The following is a 16216-nucleotide window of genomic DNA, read 5'->3' as shown; positions in this document are numbered from 1 at the left end:
AACCACTGGAGAGCCATGTCGACCACCCGCAGCCCCCGCAGGACGCGACCCGCGATCGTCGTCGCGCTGGTCACCGCGGCCGTCGCGCTGATCGGCGTCGGCACCGCGATCGCCGGGACCCCGGCCGCGCAGGCCTTCCGGGACCAGCCGCTCGTCGAGGGCACCCCGTGCACCGTCACGGCCCGCGCCTGCGTCGACCTGGACACCCAGCGCTCCTGGCTGCTCACCGACGGGAAGGTCACCCACGGGCCCGTCCCGGTCGCCATCGGCGGCCCGGGCAAGGAGACCCCGGTCGGCCACTCCCTGCGGGTCTACCGCAAGGAGCAGCTGCACAAGAGCGGCGAGTACACGATGACCAACGGCGAGCCCGCCCCGATGCCGTGGGCGGTGTTCTTCCAGGACGGCGGCATCGCCTTCCACGAGGGCCGTACCGACACCCCGTCGGCGGGCTGCGTCCGGCTCACCCCGGAGAACGCGAAGCTCTGGTTCGACACCCTGCAGATCGGCGACCAGGTGCAGGTCGTGTCGGCGAAGCAGGTCCAGGCGGACCGCGCCGCGGGCTGACCGCCCCCGTACACACGTGAGGCCCCGGACCGAGTCGGTCCGGGGCCTCCGTCGTGTGTGCCGCGGGTCAGTTCACCGGGGTCAGGCCCAGCGACCGGCCGCGCGGCGGGCGCAGCTCGCGGGGCAGCGAGAAGGTCAGCGTCTCCTCGGCGGTGTCGACCTCCTCGACCGAGCCGAAGCCACGCTCGGCGAGGTACTCCACGACACCCTGCACCAGCATCTCCGGGACCGACGCGCCGCTGGTGATCCCGACCGTCGTGACGCCGTCGAGCCAGGACTCGTCGATCTCGCGGGCGTAGTCGATCAGGTACGAGGCACCGGCCCCGGCGCCCAGCGCGACCTCGACCAGGCGCACCGAGTTCGACGAGTTCCGCGACCCGACGACCAGCACGAGGTCGCAGCGCGGCGCCATCGTCTTCACCGCGACCTGGCGGTTCTGCGTGGCGTAGCAGATGTCGTCCGACGGCGGGTTCTGCAGCTTCGGGAACCGCTCGCGCAGCGCACGGACGGTGTCCATCGTCTCGTCGACGCTCAGCGTGGTCTGCGACAGCCACACGACCCGCTCGGGGTCGCGGACGGTCACGGAGTCGACGTCGGCGGCGGACTCGACGAGCTGGATGTGCTCGGGCGCCTCACCGGAGGTCCCCTCGACCTCCTCGTGCCCGGCGTGCCCGACGAGCAGGATGTCGTAGTCCTCGCGGGCGAACCGCTTCGCCTCCTGGTGGACCTTGGTCACCAGCGGGCAGGTCGCGTCGATGGTCTGCAGGTTCCGGCCCTTGGCCTCGTCGCGGACCGCGGGCGAGACGCCGTGCGCGGAGAACACGACGTGCGCGCCCTCCGGGACCTCCGACGCCTCGTCGACGAAGATCGCGCCGCGCTCGCGCAGCGTCTCCACCACGTGCTTGTTGTGCACGATCTCCTTGCGGACGTACACGGGGGCGCCGTACTGGTCGAGCGCCTGCTCCACCGCCTCGACGGCACGGTCGACGCCCGCGCAGTAGCCGCGGGGCTTGGCGAGCAGGACCTGCTTGGCAGAACCGGACATGGCCCCCAGGGTACGGACCGGTCCGGGAGCGGGCAGCCGTACGTGACCGGCCCGACCGGGTCCCGGCGCGCCCGGCGCGACAGGCGGCCGCGGATCAGGGGACAATGGCGTGCATGTCTCCGCTGCCGTTCCCCGTGCGGATCGCCGCCGGCCTCGTCGTGACCGCCGTCGAGCAGGCCCGAGAACTGCCGCGGCACGCCGTCGAGCTGCCGGTGACCGCGGTCAGCCAGGCGCTGCAGGTGTCCATGCGGCTCCAGCAGCGGATCACCGAGCTGGCGATCAAGGGCGACCGCGCGCTGGGCGCCCTGCGCCCCGCCGACGACATCCCCAGCTGGGCGACCTTCGACGACGACCTGGCCGACGGCGCCGACCTCTCGCTGCCCGACCCGGAGCCGATCGCCCCGCCGCTGCCGCCCGCCGCTCCCCCGGCCGGGCGCAACGGCACCGTGTCGTCGCTGCGGCCCGCCCGCACCGGCATCCCGATCGACCGGTCGCCCGCGTCGCCGCGTCCGGCGTCGGCGTCGAACCGGGCCGAGGCGAGTGCGACCGCGCCCGCCGTGCTGCCCGAGTACCCGACGATGACCGTGCCCCAGCTGCGCGGCAAGCTCCGCACGCTGAGCCTCGACGACCTCGCGGACCTCCTCGCCTGGGAGACCGCACACGAGAACCGGCCGCCGTACGTCACGATGCTGACGAACCGGATCGCGACGGTGTCCGAGAACCGTTGAGCGCCACGACCTCCGAGGAGGACCCGTGGCCGGTCCGCACGGTCGCCCGCAAGATCGCCGAGTGGGTCGACCGGCTCGGCGCGGTGTGGGTCGAGGGCCAGCTCGCCCAGGTCAACGCCCGCTCCGGGACCGCGTTCCTGACCCTGCGTGACCCGGCCGCCGACATCTCCCTGCAGCTGACGGCGCCGTCGTCGCTGGTGCGCGACGCCGGCGGCGCCGTGACCGAGGGCAGCCGGGTGATCGTGCACGGCAAGCCGTCGTTCTACCTGGGGCGCGGCACGCTGTCGCTGCGCGTCGACCGGATCCGCGCGGTCGGGCTCGGCGAGCTGCTGGCCCGCATCGAGCGGCTGCGCAGGCTGCTCGCCGCCGAGGGGCTGTTCGACCCGGCCCTGAAGCGGCGCCCGCCGCTGCTCCCGCACACCATCGGCCTGGTCACCGGGCGCGACTCGGCCGCCGAGCACGACGTCGTCCGCAACGCGACCTCGCGCTGGCCCGCGGTGCGGTTCCGGATCGAGAACGTCGCGGTGCAGGGCGGGCTCGCCGTCGAGCAGGTCGTCGGCGCGCTGCGGGCCCTCGACCGTGACCCGGACGTCGAGGTCATCGTGCTCGCCCGCGGCGGCGGCAGCGTCGAGGACCTGCTGCCCTTCTCCGACGAGACGCTGTGCCGCGCCGTCGCCGCCTGCCGGACCCCGGTCGTGTCGGCCATCGGGCACGAGCCGGACACCCCGCTGGTCGACCACGTCGCCGACGTGCGCTGTTCCACCCCCACCGAGGCCGGACGCAGCCTGGTGCCCGACCTCGCCGAGGAGACCGCGCGGATCTCCGGGCTGCGCGACCGGGCCCGCCGCGCGCTGCACGGCTGGGTCGACCGCGAGCAGCACCGCCTCGACGACCTGCGACGACGGCCGGTGCTGGCCGACCCGCTGCGCATGGTCACCTCCCGGGAGGGCGAGATCGCCGACGCCCGCGCCGCCGCTCACCGCGCGGTGCTGCGCCGGCTGGACCGGTCGTCGTCGGAGCTGGAGCACCTGGGTGCCCGGCTCGCCGCGCTCGGCCCGACCGCGACCCTGGCCCGCGGCTACGCGATCGTGCAGCTCGCCGACCGCACCGACGACGACGTGCCCCCGCTGCTGCGGTCGGTCGCCGACGCGCCCGCCGGCACCGGCCTGCGGATCCGGGTCGCCGACGGCGCCGTCGCCGCCACCGTGACCACCACCCCCGACCCGGAGACCTGATGAGCGACCGACCGGCAGTGGAGACCCTGGGCTACGAGAAGGCCCGCGACGAGCTCGTGGAGGTCGTGCGCGCGCTGGAGGTCGGCGGCCTCGGCCTGGACGAGTCCGTCGCGCTGTGGGAGCGCGGCGAGGCCCTGGCCAAGCGCTGCGACGCCCAGCTCGCCGGCGCCCGCACCCGCATCGAGGAGAAGCTGGCCGACGCCGAGTCCGACGACGAGGCCTGAGCCTCCCGCACGGGATCCGGCGTCCCACACGGGTCCCGATCCGGTGTGGGACGCCGGATCCGGTGTGGGAGGTCATCGGGTCGGCAGCCTGGTCCGGAGACGGGTCAGGAGGGCGGCGGGGTCGTCCAGGTCGCGCCAGGTCCACCGGACGACGTGCAGTCCCAGGTCGCGGAGCCGGTCCTCGCGGATCTTCTCCTCGGTGATCACCTGGCCCGCCGTCCTCCCCGGTGGGAGCAGACGCCCGTACTTGATCTCGCCGTCGAACTCCCCGACGACGGGTGGACGGCCGTCCCACCAGAAGCCGACCGTCGCGAGCCACCGGCCGGCGGGGTCACGCACCTCGCGCTGCAGGTCGGGTGCGGGGAGTCCGGCGGTGTGGAACAGGACCCGGCTGCGCGACTCGCCGGGGCCCGCGGCGCGCCCGTCGGCGAACCGCGCGACGCGCACCGCGGCCGCCGTCCCCCGGCGACGGCGGTCCGGGCGGGCGGCGCCCAGGAGCTCCGCGGTCCCGAGCCCGTGTCGCCGGGCGAGAGCGTCCGCGACGACGACCGCCTGCCCGAACGGCACCGTCCTGGCGACGTCGACGACGGTGCGGGCGGGGCTGGTGACCGGGAGCCCGCGCACCCGGACCGTCTCCGCGGGGTCGAGGGGCAGCGCGTGGAGGACGAGGTCGTGCCCCCTGCGGGCGCCGGTCGGCACCGACCGCGTGACGTGCACGCGGTCCAGCGGCACGTCCCAGGTCTCGGCGCCGTGCACGACCGCGGCGGAGACGTGGCTGACGACGGCGGGCGAGTCGAGCCGACGCAGCACACCGCGCACGGCGCGCTCGTGCGCGGTGACGAGCTCCTCCCCGCGCCCGCCGGGTCCCGTCACCGCCCCGGGCAGTACGGCACCGCGGTACATCCCGCGGCAGACCAGCACGATCGCCCCCGCGCCCAGGGCCTGCCGGATCTCGGCCTCGCTCATCCCCGCGGCGATCAGCTCCGAGCGCCGCACGGGCGTCGTACCGGGCAGGAGGTCCATGCCCCGACCCTGCCCCGCCACACCCCGTCCGCCGGCCCCACCCGGGCCCCTGTGGACAACTCCCCGCGATGTGGACAACCACGTCCCGCACGGGATCCGGCGTCGCACACGGGATCGGAGCCCGTGTGGGACGCCGGAACCCGTGTGGGACCGGTCCTCAGGACCCGGGCGGGAAGACGCGGGCGGTCGTCAGGGCGGTGGCCAGGGTGCTGAACTGCTCGTCCGACGCGGACCCCGTCACCAGGACGCGGACCTCCGGCCGGCCGGGCAGCGTCGCGATCCGGAAGGGCTCGCCGCCCTCGGCGCCGTAGACCTCCCAGGTCAGGCCGCCCGCCTGCACGGTGCCGCGCATCGTCGGCGGGCCGTCGCCGCGGCCCGCGGAACCGGACTCGGTGGCGAGGACCCCCTCGACCGTGCCGTCGGTCTGAACCAGGCTCAGGAAGTCCGCGTCGGGGGTGACGAAGCCGATGCGCACGGCGGTGCCGCCGCCCTCCACCGGGCCGCGGTCGGTGGAGTTGACCCGGAACGGGACGTCCGGCAGCCGCAGCGGGAAGGTCGAGCCGCGGGCGTACTCGGCGAGCCGGGCCGGGGCGTCGACGGTGGGGGCCGACGCGGCGTCCTCGGCCGGGGTGCCGGGCGAGAACGAGCAGGACCCGCCGACCGAGAAGATCAGCAGGGCGACCGGGACGAGGATCAGGCAGGCCCAGATCAGGTCGCGCACCGACGTGTCGCCGCGCCCGGGCTTGTGCATCGCCTGCGGACCGGCCTCGGGGATCCGGCGGGTCACCGGAGGCGGCTGCGGCCTCCCGGACCGGGCCGCACCCGCGGGAGCCGCGGCGACGGCCGGGGTCTCGGCCGGGGCCGGGCCCGCGTCGGGGTGAGCGGCCGGGGCCGACGCCGGGTCCGATGCCGGAACCGGGCCCGGGACCGGGTCGTCGGCCGCAGCCCGACCGGCGGAGGCCGCCCCACCGGGGGACGCGTCCCGACCGGCGGCCCCGGCGGTACCGGAGGTCTCGGCCGGGTCCGGGACAGCCGGGGGCCCGGCGGGCTCCGAGGAGTCCGGCGACGGCGTTCCCGGGTCAGGTCGTGCGCTCACGTGTCCATCGTCCCAGGCATGGCGTCGGTCGCTCATCACTGCTCCCCCGGCGTCCCGCGTGCGAGGATCGCCGGGCGCCTCCCCGTACGCCCGTGGGAACCCGGACGAGGGGACGTCGCCGACGAGCACGCCGCCCGTGAATGGAGACGTATCCGTGAGCCAGCCCGCCAGCCCCGCCACCCCCCGCCGTCGTGAGGCGCCCGACCGCAACCTGGCGATGGAGCTGGTCCGGGTCACCGAGGCCGCCGCGATGGCCGCGGGCCGCTGGGTCGGCAAGGGCGACAAGAACGGCGGTGACGGTGCCGCCGTCGACGCCATGCGCCAGCTCATCTCCTCGGTGTCGATGCGCGGCGTCGTCGTCATCGGCGAGGGCGAGAAGGACGAGGCCCCGATGCTGTTCAACGGCGAGGAGGTCGGGAACGGCGAGGGCCCGTTCTGCGACGTCGCCGTCGACCCCATCGACGGCACCACGCTGATGGCCAAGGGCATGCCCAACGCGCTGGCCGTGCTCGCCGTCGCCGAGCGGGACGCCATGTTCGACCCGTCCGCCGTCTTCTACATGGAGAAGATCGCGGTCGGGCCGGAGGCCGCGGACGTCATCGACATCACCGCACCGGTCGCGGAGAACATCCGCCGGGTCGCGCGGGCCAAGGAGATCGACGTCGCCGACGTCACCGTCTGCGTGCTCGACCGCCCCCGCCACGAGCAGATCGTCACCGAGATCCGCGAGGCCGGAGCCCGCATCGCCTTCATCTCCGACGGCGACGTCGCCGGTGCCATCGCCGCCGCGCGTCCCACCTCGGGCGTGGACATGCTCTACGGCGTCGGCGGCACCCCGGAGGGGATCATCACCGCGGCCGCGCTGAAGTGCATGGGCGGCGAGATCCAGGGCCGGCTGTGGCCCAAGGACGACGCCGAGCGCGAGAAGGCCCTCGCCGCGGGCCACGACCTCGACAAGGTCCTGACCACCGCCGAGCTCGTGCGCGGCGAGAACGTCTTCTTCTGCGCCACCGGCATCACCGACGGCCCGCTGCTGCGCGGCGTCCACTACCGGGGTGGCGGCGCGACCACCCAGTCGATCGTGATGCGGTCCAAGTCCGGCACCGTCCGGCTGATCGACGGCTACCACCGTCTCACCAAGCTGCGCGAGTTCTCCTCCGTCGACTTCGACGGCGTCGAGGGCGAGGCCCCGCCGCTGCCCTGAGGTTAGGCTCACTTAACACTGCGGGACGGGTCGTGGAGGAGTAGACCTTCGCCCATGAGCGAGGACTTCCGCATCGAGCACGACACCATGGGCGAGGTCCGGGTCCCCGCCGACGCGTTGTGGCGGGCCCAGACCCAGCGCGCGGTGGAGAACTTCCCGATCTCGGGCCGCGGCCTGGAGCGCGCCCAGATCCGCGCACTCGGCCTGGTCAAGGCGGCCGCGGCCCGGGTGAACGGCGAGCTGGGCGTACTGGACGACGACCGGGCCCGCGCGATCGCCGCGGCCGCCGACGAGGTGGCCGCGGGCGGGCACGACGACCACTTCCCGGTCGACGTCTTCCAGACGGGCTCGGGCACGTCGTCGAACATGAACGCCAACGAGGTGATCGCCTCGCTGGCCGCCCGCGCCGGCACCGACGTGCACCCGAACGACCACGTCAACGCCTCGCAGTCGTCGAACGACGTCTTCCCGACGACCATCCACCTCGCCGCCACCGAGGCGCTGGCGACCGAGGTCGTCCCGGCGCTGCAGCACCTCGAGGCCGCGCTGCGCCGCCGCGCGGCGGACTGGTCGGAGGTCGTGAAGGCGGGCCGCACCCACCTCATGGACGCCGTCCCGATCACCCTCGGCCAGGAGGCCGGCGGCTGGGCCAGCCAGGCCGGCTACGGCGCCGACCGCGTCCGCGACGCGCTCCCCCGCCTCGCCGTCCTGCCGATCGGCGGGACCGCGGTCGGCACCGGGCTCAACGCTCCGGACGGGTTCGGCGCCGCGGTGGTCGCGAAGCTGCGCGAGGCGACCGGCCTGGAGCAGCTCGCCGAGGCCACCGACCACATCGAGGCCCAGGGCTCCCGCGACGGCCTGGTCGAGGCCTCCGGCGCGCTGCGCACCGTCGCCGTGTCGCTCTACAAGATCGCCAACGACCTGCGCTGGCTGTCGTCCGGTCCGCGCACCGGGCTGGCCGAGATCCACCTGCCGGACCTGCAGCCGGGCAGCTCGATCATGCCGGGCAAGGTCAACCCGGTGATCTGCGAGGCCACGATGATGGTCTGCGCGCAGGTCATGGGCAACGACGCGACGGTCGGCTTCTCCGGCAGCCAGGGCAACCTGGAGCTGAACGTGATGATGCCGGTGATGGCGCGCAACGTGCTGGAGTCCGCCCGGCTGATCGCGAACGCGGCGCGGCTGCTCGCCGACAAGGTCGTCGACGGGATGGAGGCCGACCTCGAGCGCACCCGCGAGTACGCCGAGTCCTCGCCGTCGATCGTCACCCCGCTCAACTCCAGGATCGGCTACGAGGAGGCGGCGGCCATCGCGAAGCAGGCACTGAAGGAGCGCCGGACGATCCGCGAGGTCGTGATCGAGCGCGGGCACGTGGCGAACGGGACGCTCACCGAGGCCGAGCTGGACCGCGCCCTGGACGTGCTGGCGATGACCCGCGGCGAGAAGCGCTCCTGACCCCCGGCTGCGCCCGGTCACCGGCCGGGCGCACCGGGTCAGTCCATCCGCTGTTCACCTCCGCGTCCCCGTTCGGTCCACATCGACGTGACACCGTGTGTGCGTCAGTCGATCACTGTCACTCGAACGGACCTCTCCCATGCCCGACCAGCGCTTCGCGTACGTCCCCGTGCACGATCTGCGCTCCGGTCGCTGCACCGGGGTCGAGGTCGTGCCGCGCCTGCACCACGACGCGGTGGCCGTCGCGGCCCGCGACCGCGGCTGGGACGCCCGCCGGATCGCCGAGCTCGACGCGGGCACCGCGGTCTCCGCGGTCGCGTCCGCCCGGTCCTGGGCTGCCGCCGTCCCGGTGCAGGTCGACGTCGCCGCGGACACCGTCCTGCACGCCCGCGGACGGCTGCGCGCCATGCTCGGCGGCACGTCCGACCCGGTCGCTCCCCTGCTGGAGGTCGGCCCGCCGATCGCCGCGGCCGCCCCGGCGGAGCACCTCGTCCCGGCACTGGCCGAGCTGCGGCGCTGGGGGTTCCGGATCGGTCTCGACGGGGCCGGGCGCGCGTTCGGTCCGGAGCTCGTAGCCGCCGTCCGGCCGGACGTGGTGAAGCTCGAGCCGGACCTCTGCGACGGGGTGCTCGACACGGGGGCCGGCGCCGCCGTCCGTGCCGTGGTCGAGGTGTCCCGCGCGGTCGGGGCGCCGGTCGCCGCGACCGGGGTCCGCGACGCGGCCCGGCTGACGGGGCTGTTCGCGATCGGGATCGCGTTCGCCCAGGGCCCGTTGCTGGGTGGGACGCGCGCCGCGCCCGAGGCCGACCCGGCGACCCGCGCGGAGCTGCTCGGCCTGCTGAGCGCGGCGCCGCAGCCGTTCACGACCGGGTCCGCGCCGCCCGCCCCCGAGCGCCCCGCGGCGCCCCGGCCGGCCGGTCCCCCGGTGCGCGGGCTCGCCGTGCCGGCCGTGACCCTGCCCGACGACGCCGTCGGCGACACCGCCCGCGAGGCGCTGCGCGCCCGCCCCGACTCGGCCGGGATCGTCCTGGTCGACCGGGCGCACCGGCCGGTCGGCTACCTCGACCGCAGCCGCGTCCTGCTCCAGCTGGCCGGCAGGTTCGGGCACGCGCTGTGGGCCGAGAAGCCGGCGGCCGAGCTGGCGGACCCGCCGCGCACCGTCGACGAGCGGACCCCGCTGCACCGCGCGATGGAGATCGGTCTGTCCGGCGACCCGGCCCGCGGCTACGACGACCTGGTCGTCGTCGCACCGGACGGCACCTGCCGCGGGGTCGTCCCGGTCGCCGAGCTGTGGCGCCGTGCCATCCTGCCGCCCGCCGCGTCCGGCCCAGGCCCCGTCCCGGTACCGCAGGCCGCGCGCACCGCCTGATCCGACGACGCGCGAACTGTCGGGGGTCGCTGCTTCACTGACCCCGTGCTGTTCACCGACGTCGTCACCACCTCGGCCGCGGTCGGGGCGACCCGCGCGCGCAAGGAGAAGACCGCCGCGCTCGCCGGGCTGCTGCGCACCGCCGCGCCGGCCGAGGTCGTGCCGGTCGTCGCCTGGCTGTCCGGGGTCCCCCGGCAGGGCCGGATCGGGACCGGCTGGCGGACCCTGTCGGGCGTCGACGTGCCGGCCGCGGCGGAGCCGTCGCTGACGGTGGAGCGGGTCGACGCACTGCTCGACAAGCTGGCCGGCACCGCGGGGACCGGCTCGGCGGCCCGGCGCCGCGAGCTGCTCACCGAGCTGTACGGCGCCGCGACCACCGAGGAGCAGCGCTTCCTGCACCGCCTGCTCACCGGCGAGCTGCGCCAGGGCGCCCTCGAGGGGCTGATGGTGGACGCCGTCGCCGCCGCCTCCGAGGCACCCGCGCCCGCGGTGCGCCGCGCGTTCATGCTGTCCGGCCGGCTGCCGGAGACCGCGGCCACCGCGCTGACCGGCGGACAGGACGCGCTCGCCGCGGTCGGGCTGGAGGTGGGCAGGCCGGTCCGGCCGATGCTCGCCTCCCCCGGCGACTCGCTCGACGCCGCGCTGGCCGGGCTCGGCGCCGACGTCACCGTCGAGCACAAGCTCGACGGCGCCCGCATCCAGGTGCACCGCCGCGGCGACGAGGTGCGGGTGTGGACGCGCACGCTGCGCGAGATCACCGACGGGGTGCCCGAGCTGGTGGAGCTGGTGCGCGGGCTGCCGTGCGACACCGCGGTGCTCGACGGCGAGACCCTCGCCCTCGACGACGACGGCCGCCCCCGCCCGTTCCAGGACACGATGAGCCGGTTCGGCACCGAGGAGCGGGTACCGGACGTCCTGCTGTCGCCGTTCTTCTTCGACCTGCTCCACCTCGACGGCCGCGACCTGGTCGACGAGCCCGCCGAGGTCCGGCTCGACGCGCTCGCCGGGCTGCTCGCCGCGGACACCCACGCCGCGCTGCGGATGCCGGGGGTGCGGCGGCCGTCGCCGGAACAGGCGGCCGCGGTCCTCTCCGAGGCGCTGTCGGCGGGGCACGAGGGCGTCGTCGTGAAGGACCTGGCCGCGCCGTACGCGGCCGGGCGGCGCGGCAAGGCCTGGCAGAAGGTGAAGCCGGTGCACACCCTGGACCTGGTGGTGCTGGGCGCCGAGTGGGGCTACGGGCGGCGCACCGGGTCGCTGTCGAACATCCACCTCGGCGCCCGCGACCCGGACGGCGGGGAGCCGGTGATGGTCGGCAAGACGTTCAAGGGGATGACCGACGAGCTGCTGGCCTGGCAGACCGCGACCTTCCCGGAGTACGAGACGGCGCGCGAGCCCGGCGTGGTGCACCTGCGGCCCGAGCTCGTCGTCGAGATCGCGCTCGACGGCGCGCAACGCAGCACCCGCTACCCGGGCGGGGTCGCGCTGCGCTTCGCCCGGGTGCTGCGCTACCGCCCGGACAAGACCCCGGCCGAGGCCGACTCGCTGGAGGCGGTGCGGGCGCTGCTGTCGGGCTGAGCGGCCGCGGCGCCGTCGCGGGCCACCGGGACCGTGCCTGACGAGTCGGCGCGCAGCACGCTGACGGCGAGGACCCGGCCGTCGTCGCCGGTCAGGGTGCGTTCGGCCCCCAGCAGCGGGGCACCGGCGGCGACGCCGAGCAGCGCCGCCGAGTCGGGGTCGGCGGGCACCGGGCCGGACCGGGTCCCCGCCCGCGCGGGACGCAGCCCGGCGTCGGCGAGCTGCCGGTCGAACGGGCCGGTCCCGGGCACCGCGAGCAGCAGCGCCGCGGCCTCGGTGGCCAAGTAGTGGGTCTCCAGCACCGCGCCGCCACCGGCCGTCGCCGAGACGCACTCGGTGCGCAGGCACGGCGTGCCGACGGGGACACCGAGCCAGTCGGCGAGCACGTCGGGCGCGGCGATCCCGGTGCGTTCCAGCCAGCGCGGGACCCGGGTGCCCGTGCCCGTGCCGGCGGTCCGGCCGGGGTAGTGCGGGCGGGCGACGATCCGGTGCGCGGTCGGCCCGGGCCGCAGCAGCCCCTCCTCGCGGAGCAGCCCCAGCGCGGCGCGGACGGCGCTGCGCGGCACACCGTGGCGCACCATCAGCTCGTCCTCACCGGGCAGCAGGTCCCCGGGGCGCCCGCGCCCGGCGACGGCGATGCGCAGCAGGTCCCGGAGCCGGCGCGCGTCGGACGCCCGCACGTGGTGGGACGGCGACGGCACCGGCATGTACCCGACGGTAGGCACACGGGGTTGCCCGGCGGTTCCCCTCACATGACGGACGCGTGACAACGCCCCGGGGCGTAGCATCCCGACATCGTGCGCTTCCTCGACGACCGCCGGCCCGAGCACGACCTGACCTACGACGACGTCTTCCTCGTCCCGCGCCGTTCCACGGTGACGTCCCGGTTCGACGTGGACCTCACCGCCCCGGACCGCTCCGGGGCCACGGTGCCGGTCGTCGCGGCGAACATGACCGCCGTCGCCGGCCGCCGGATGGCCGAGACCCTCGCCCGCCGCGGCGCCCTGACGGTGCTGCCGCAGGACGTGGCGACCGACGCCGTCGCGGAGATCGTGACCTGGATCAAGTCCCGGCACCCGGTGTGGGACACCCCGCTGGTGCTGCGCACCTCCGACGCGGTGGCCGACGCGCTGAACCTGCTGCCCAAGCGGGCCCACGACGCCGTCGTGGTCGTCGACGACGGCGGCCGCCCGGTCGGGACCGTGTCCGAGGCGCACTGCGCGGGGGTGGACCGCTTCACCCGGCTCGCCGACGTCCTCGACCCCGACCCGCTGGCGCTGCCGCTGGGCACCGAGCCGCGGGAGGTGTTCGAGCAGCTCGACGCCGGTCGGAAGGCGGTGGCGCTCGGCCTCGACGGCGACGGCCGTCTCGCGGGCCTGCTCACCCCGCTCGGCGCGATCCGGGCCGGGATCTACTCCCCCGCCCTCGACGGCGCGGGCCGGCTGCGCACCGCGGCCGCGATCGGCATCAACGGCGACGTCGCGGTGAAGGCGAAGGCCCTGCTCGACGCCGGTGTGGACGTGCTCGTCGTCGACACCGCGCACGGCCACCAGGAGAAGATGTTCGAGGCGCTCGGCGCGGTCCGCCGTGTGGTCGACCAGGCCGGGGCCGCGGTCCCGGTCGCCGCCGGCAACGTGGTCACCGCCGAGGGCGTCGCCGATCTGGTCGACGCGGGCGCCGACATCGTCAAGGTCGGCGTCGGCCCCGGCGCCATGTGCACGACCCGGATGATGACCGGCGTCGGGCGCCCGCAGTTCTCCGCGGTCGCCGAGTGCGCCGCCGCGGCCCGCGAGCGCGGCGCCGTCGTCTGGGCCGACGGCGGGGTGCGCCACCCGCGCGACGTCGCACTCGCCCTCGCCGCGGGCGCGGCCTCGGTGATGATCGGCTCCTGGCTGGCGGGCACCTACGAGTCCCCCGGCGACCTGCTGCGCGACGAGCACGGCCGCGCGTACAAGGAGTCGTTCGGGATGGCCTCCAAGCGCGCGGTCAGCGCCCGCACCCGCGGGGACAACGCGTTCGACCGGGCCCGCAAGTCGCTGTTCGAGGAGGGCATCTCGTCCTCGCGCCAGCGGCTGGACCCGGACCGGCCGGGCGTGGAGGACGTGCTCGACGAGATCTGCTCGGGCGTCCGCTCCGCGTGCACCTACGCGGGCGCGCGCTCGGTCGACGAGCTGCACGAGCGCTCCGTCGTCGGGGTACAGACCACCGCCGGGTTCACCGAGGGCACCCCGCACGGCCTCTGAGCCACCGCTTGACCCGGGGCGTGATCCGGCGCACGGTCGGGTCATGGCCGCCCCCACGCAGGACACCACCACCAGCAGCTCCGGTACCGCCGCCCTCGGCGGCGGTGGTACCGGCGGTCTGCCCACGCCACCGACGTTCGCCACCTCCGCCGAGGAGCGGCTGCACCGCAAGCAGCAGCTCGCCGGCGCGTTCCGGATCTTCGGCCGGTTCGGCTTCGGCGAGGGCATCGCCGGGCACATCACCGTGCGCGACCCGGAGGACCCGGAGATGTTCTGGGTCAACCCGTTCGGCATGAGCTTCCGGCACATCCGGGTCTCGGACCTGATCATGGTCGACCACCACGGCACGGTCCGGCACGGGAACCGCCCGGTGAACCAGGCCGGGTTCGTCATCCACTCGGCCGTGCACGCCGAGCACCCGCACGTCGTCGCGGCCGCCCACGCCCACTCGGTGTACGGCAAGGCGTGGTCGTCGCTGGGCCGCCCGCTGGACCCCATCACCCAGGACGCCTGCGCCCTCTACGAGAACCACGGCGTCGTCCACGAGGGCGCGGGCGCGGTCGTGCTCGACCCGGAGGCGGGCCGGGCGCTGGCCCGCGGCCTGACCGACCGGAAGATGGTGTTCCACCAGAACCACGGGATCTTCTCCGTCGGTGAGACCGTCGCCGAGGCCGCCTGGTGGTTCATCTCGACCGAGCGCAACTGCCAGGCGCAGCTGCTCGCCGAGGCCGCGGGGACGCCGACGCTCGTCGACCACGCCAACGCGCGGTTCACCGCCGAGCAGACCGGTACCCCCTACGCCGGCTGGTTCTCCTACCAGCCGCTGTGGGACGAGGTCGTCCGCACCGACCCGGACCTGTTCGACTGAGCACACGGCCCCCGTCCGCGGCTGCGGACGGGGGCCGGGCCCGGCACCTCAGGAGTTGGGTCCCTCCAGCATCTCCGTGACCAGCGCGGCGATCGGCGAGCGCTCGCTGCGGGTCAGCGTGACGTGCGCGAACAGCGGGTGGCCCTTGAGCTTCTCGATGACGGCGTTGACGCCGTCGTGCCGTCCGACGCGCAGGTTGTCGCGCTGCGCGACGTCGTGGGTGAGCACGACGCGCGACGCCGTCCCGAGCCGGGACAGCACCGTGAGCAGCACGTTGCGCTCCAGCGACTGCGCCTCATCGACGATCACGAAGGTGTCGTGCAACGACCGGCCGCGGATGTGGGTCAGCGGCAGGACCTCCAGCAGCCCGCGGGCGATGACCTCGTCGATGACGTCCTGGCTGACCATCGCGCCCAGGGTGTCGAAGACGGCCTGCGCCCAGGGCTGCATCTTCTCGACCTCGCTGCCGGGCAGGTAGCCGAGGTCCTGCCCGCCGACGGCGTAGAGCGGCCGGAAGACGACGATCTTGCGGTGCTGGCGTCGTTCCAGCACCGCCTCCAGACCGGCGCACAGCGCGAGCGCCGACTTGCCCGTCCCGGCGCGGCCGCCGAGGGAGACGATCCCGACCTCGTTGTCCAGCAGGAGGTCCAGCGCGATCCGCTGCTCGGCCGAACGGCCGTGCAGCCCGAACGCCTCCCGGTCCCCGCGCACCAGCTTGACCCGCTTGTCCGCGGTGACCCGCCCGAGCGCGTTCGACGCCCCGACCAGCCGCAACCCCGTGTTGCAGGGCAGGTCGCGGGCCTCGTCGTGGTCGATGACGCCGTCGCGGAACAACGCGTCGACGTCCTCGGGGGTCACCTCCAGGTCGGTCATCCCGGTCCAGCCGGAGAACAGCACGTCCTGGCCGTGGTACTCGTCGGCATCCAGACCGACCGCGGCGGCCTTGACCCGCAACGGCATGTCCTTGGTGACCAGCGTGACGTCCGCCGGCGCGGCCGGGTCCGCCTTGAGGTTCAGCGCGCAGGCCAGGATCCGCGAGTCGTTCGAGTCGGTGCGGAACCCGGCCGGCAGGACCGTGGGGTCGGAGTGGTTCAGCTCGACGTGCAACGTGCCGCCGGACTCGCCGATCGGCACGGGTGCGTCGAGACGGCCGTGCTTGACGCGCAGCTCGTCGAGCTGGCGCAGCGCGGTCCGGGCGAACCAGCCCAGTTCGGGGTGGTGACGCTTGGCCTCCAGCTCACTGATGACGACGAGCGGCAGGACGACCTGGTGCTCGTCGAAACGCTGCAGCGACCAGGGGTCGGACAGCAGCACGGACGTGTCGAGCACATAGCAGCGGGTGGTACCTGCCGGTGCGTCCCCGACGGACCCCTGGGGTGCGGAGGTCGGGTCGGTGAGGGCGGGACGACGATCGGTCACGGGTGCTCCCTCGCAGGCGCGGCACCGCGCCTGCTCTGCGTCGGGCCGGCCGGCCCCGGTGCGGGCCGCGACGACGCGGAGGGACCATGGCGGTCCTCCGGCCGGCACGCCCGCAAGGGCCGGGTGCCGGCCCTCTCGGGTGCGTGTGACACCACTCCAGGGCCTCCC

The 16216-nt window shown here is 75.2% G+C and carries 15 protein-coding genes; 10 read left to right on the top strand and 5 right to left on the bottom strand.

Features of this window, described 5'->3' with window-relative positions:
- The first annotated feature begins 15 nt into the window (after positions 1-15).
- Positions 16-564: a L,D-transpeptidase gene (locus KPL57_RS37440; protein ID WP_226355253.1), complete on the top strand. Its 549-nt coding sequence runs from the start codon at positions 16-18 to the stop codon at positions 562-564.
- Between the two features lie 67 nt (positions 565-631).
- Here KPL57_RS37440 and KPL57_RS37435 read toward each other — a convergent pair whose 3' ends face one another.
- Positions 632-1609, bottom strand: a complete 978-nt coding sequence (locus tag KPL57_RS37435) for a 4-hydroxy-3-methylbut-2-enyl diphosphate reductase (RefSeq protein WP_226355252.1) — start codon at positions 1607-1609, stop codon at positions 632-634.
- A 113-nt stretch (positions 1610-1722) separates the two neighbouring features.
- Here KPL57_RS37435 and KPL57_RS37430 point away from each other — a divergent pair, with 113 nt between their 5' ends.
- The 3 genes from KPL57_RS37430 to KPL57_RS37420 are packed head-to-tail and all read left to right on the top strand — an operon-like array spanning position 1723 to position 3796.
- A complete protein-coding gene (locus KPL57_RS37430; protein ID WP_226355251.1) occupies positions 1723-2337 on the top strand; it encodes a lipid droplet-associated protein in 615 nt (204 codons plus the stop codon).
- Positions 2334-3572, top strand: coding sequence for an exodeoxyribonuclease VII large subunit (gene xseA / locus KPL57_RS37425; RefSeq protein ID WP_226355250.1), 1239 nt, complete (start codon positions 2334-2336; stop codon positions 3570-3572). The genes KPL57_RS37430 and xseA overlap by 4 nt, the downstream gene beginning before the upstream one ends.
- Positions 3572-3796 carry an exodeoxyribonuclease VII small subunit gene (locus tag KPL57_RS37420; protein WP_100879661.1) on the top strand — a complete coding sequence of 75 codons (225 nt, stop codon included), beginning with the start codon at positions 3572-3574 and terminating at the stop codon, positions 3794-3796. The genes xseA and KPL57_RS37420 overlap by 1 nt, the downstream gene beginning before the upstream one ends.
- A 72-nt stretch (positions 3797-3868) precedes the next feature.
- Here KPL57_RS37420 and KPL57_RS37415 read toward each other — a convergent pair whose 3' ends face one another.
- Positions 3869-4819, bottom strand: coding sequence for a hypothetical protein (locus KPL57_RS37415; RefSeq protein WP_226355249.1), 951 nt, complete (start codon positions 4817-4819; stop codon positions 3869-3871).
- A 157-nt stretch (positions 4820-4976) separates the two neighbouring features.
- On the bottom strand, positions 4977-5915 hold the full coding sequence (locus tag KPL57_RS70610; protein ID WP_226355248.1) for a DUF4245 domain-containing protein: 939 nt from the start codon (positions 5913-5915) through the stop codon (positions 4977-4979).
- A 217-nt stretch (positions 5916-6132) separates the two neighbouring features.
- Between KPL57_RS70610 and glpX the strand changes: the two genes are divergently transcribed.
- From glpX to KPL57_RS37390, 4 genes are all read left to right on the top strand, one after another.
- A complete protein-coding gene (gene glpX, locus KPL57_RS37405; protein WP_226356644.1) occupies positions 6133-7119 on the top strand; it encodes a class II fructose-bisphosphatase in 987 nt (328 codons plus the stop codon).
- Positions 7120-7173: 54 nt separating this feature from the next.
- Positions 7174-8574: a class II fumarate hydratase gene (locus tag KPL57_RS37400; protein ID WP_226355247.1), complete on the top strand. Its 1401-nt coding sequence runs from the start codon at positions 7174-7176 to the stop codon at positions 8572-8574.
- A gap of 139 nt (positions 8575-8713) precedes the next feature.
- The gene (locus KPL57_RS37395; protein ID WP_226355246.1) at positions 8714-9943 is read left to right on the top strand and encodes an EAL domain-containing protein; all 1230 of its coding nucleotides are present in this window, start codon (positions 8714-8716) and stop codon (positions 9941-9943) included.
- Positions 9944-9988: 45 nt separating this feature from the next.
- Positions 9989-11518: an ATP-dependent DNA ligase gene (locus KPL57_RS37390; RefSeq protein ID WP_226355245.1), complete on the top strand. Its 1530-nt coding sequence runs from the start codon at positions 9989-9991 to the stop codon at positions 11516-11518.
- Here the strand turns inward: KPL57_RS37390 and KPL57_RS37385 are convergent.
- A complete protein-coding gene (locus KPL57_RS37385) occupies positions 11449-12225 on the bottom strand; it encodes a UTRA domain-containing protein (protein WP_226355244.1) in 777 nt (258 codons plus the stop codon). The genes KPL57_RS37390 and KPL57_RS37385 overlap by 70 nt on opposite strands.
- 90 nt (positions 12226-12315) lie before the next feature.
- Here KPL57_RS37385 and KPL57_RS37380 point away from each other — a divergent pair, with 90 nt between their 5' ends.
- Together KPL57_RS37380 and KPL57_RS37375 are read left to right on the top strand one after the other, a co-directional pair.
- Positions 12316-13761, top strand: a complete 1446-nt coding sequence (locus KPL57_RS37380) for a GuaB1 family IMP dehydrogenase-related protein (protein ID WP_226355243.1) — start codon at positions 12316-12318, stop codon at positions 13759-13761.
- Positions 13762-13804: 43 nt separating this feature from the next.
- Positions 13805-14629, top strand: a complete 825-nt coding sequence (locus tag KPL57_RS37375) for a class II aldolase/adducin family protein (RefSeq protein ID WP_226355242.1) — start codon at positions 13805-13807, stop codon at positions 14627-14629.
- 48 nt (positions 14630-14677) lie between these two features.
- Here KPL57_RS37375 and KPL57_RS37370 read toward each other — a convergent pair whose 3' ends face one another.
- Positions 14678-15958, bottom strand: coding sequence for a PhoH family protein (locus KPL57_RS37370; RefSeq protein ID WP_062400360.1), 1281 nt, complete (start codon positions 15956-15958; stop codon positions 14678-14680).
- Positions 15959-16216 lie beyond the last annotated feature (258 nt).

The organism is Pseudonocardia sp. ICBG601, assembly GCF_020496245.1.
This window is presented reverse-complemented; position numbering and strand designations above follow the sequence as displayed.

Bases quoted from the DNA above. Each gene is read 5' to 3' on its own strand.
- KPL57_RS37440 (WP_226355253.1), top strand. From the start codon at position 16: ATGTCGACCACCCGCAGCCCCCGCAGGACGCGACCCGCGATCGTCGTC.
- KPL57_RS37435 (WP_226355252.1), bottom strand. From the start codon at position 1,609: ATGTCCGGTTCTGCCAAGCAGGTCCTGCTCGCCAAGCCCCGCGGCTAC.
- KPL57_RS37430 (WP_226355251.1), top strand. From the start codon at position 1,723: ATGTCTCCGCTGCCGTTCCCCGTGCGGATCGCCGCCGGCCTCGTCGTG.
- KPL57_RS37420 (WP_100879661.1), top strand. From the start codon at position 3,572: ATGAGCGACCGACCGGCAGTGGAGACCCTGGGCTACGAGAAGGCCCGC.
- KPL57_RS37415 (WP_226355249.1), bottom strand. From the start codon at position 4,819: ATGGACCTCCTGCCCGGTACGACGCCCGTGCGGCGCTCGGAGCTGATC.
- glpX (WP_226356644.1), top strand. From the start codon at position 6,133: ATGGAGCTGGTCCGGGTCACCGAGGCCGCCGCGATGGCCGCGGGCCGC.
- KPL57_RS37400 (WP_226355247.1), top strand. From the start codon at position 7,174: ATGAGCGAGGACTTCCGCATCGAGCACGACACCATGGGCGAGGTCCGG.
- KPL57_RS37395 (WP_226355246.1), top strand. From the start codon at position 8,714: ATGCCCGACCAGCGCTTCGCGTACGTCCCCGTGCACGATCTGCGCTCC.
- KPL57_RS37385 (WP_226355244.1), bottom strand. From the start codon at position 12,225: ATGCCGGTGCCGTCGCCGTCCCACCACGTGCGGGCGTCCGACGCGCGC.
- KPL57_RS37375 (WP_226355242.1), top strand. From the start codon at position 13,805: ATGGCCGCCCCCACGCAGGACACCACCACCAGCAGCTCCGGTACCGCC.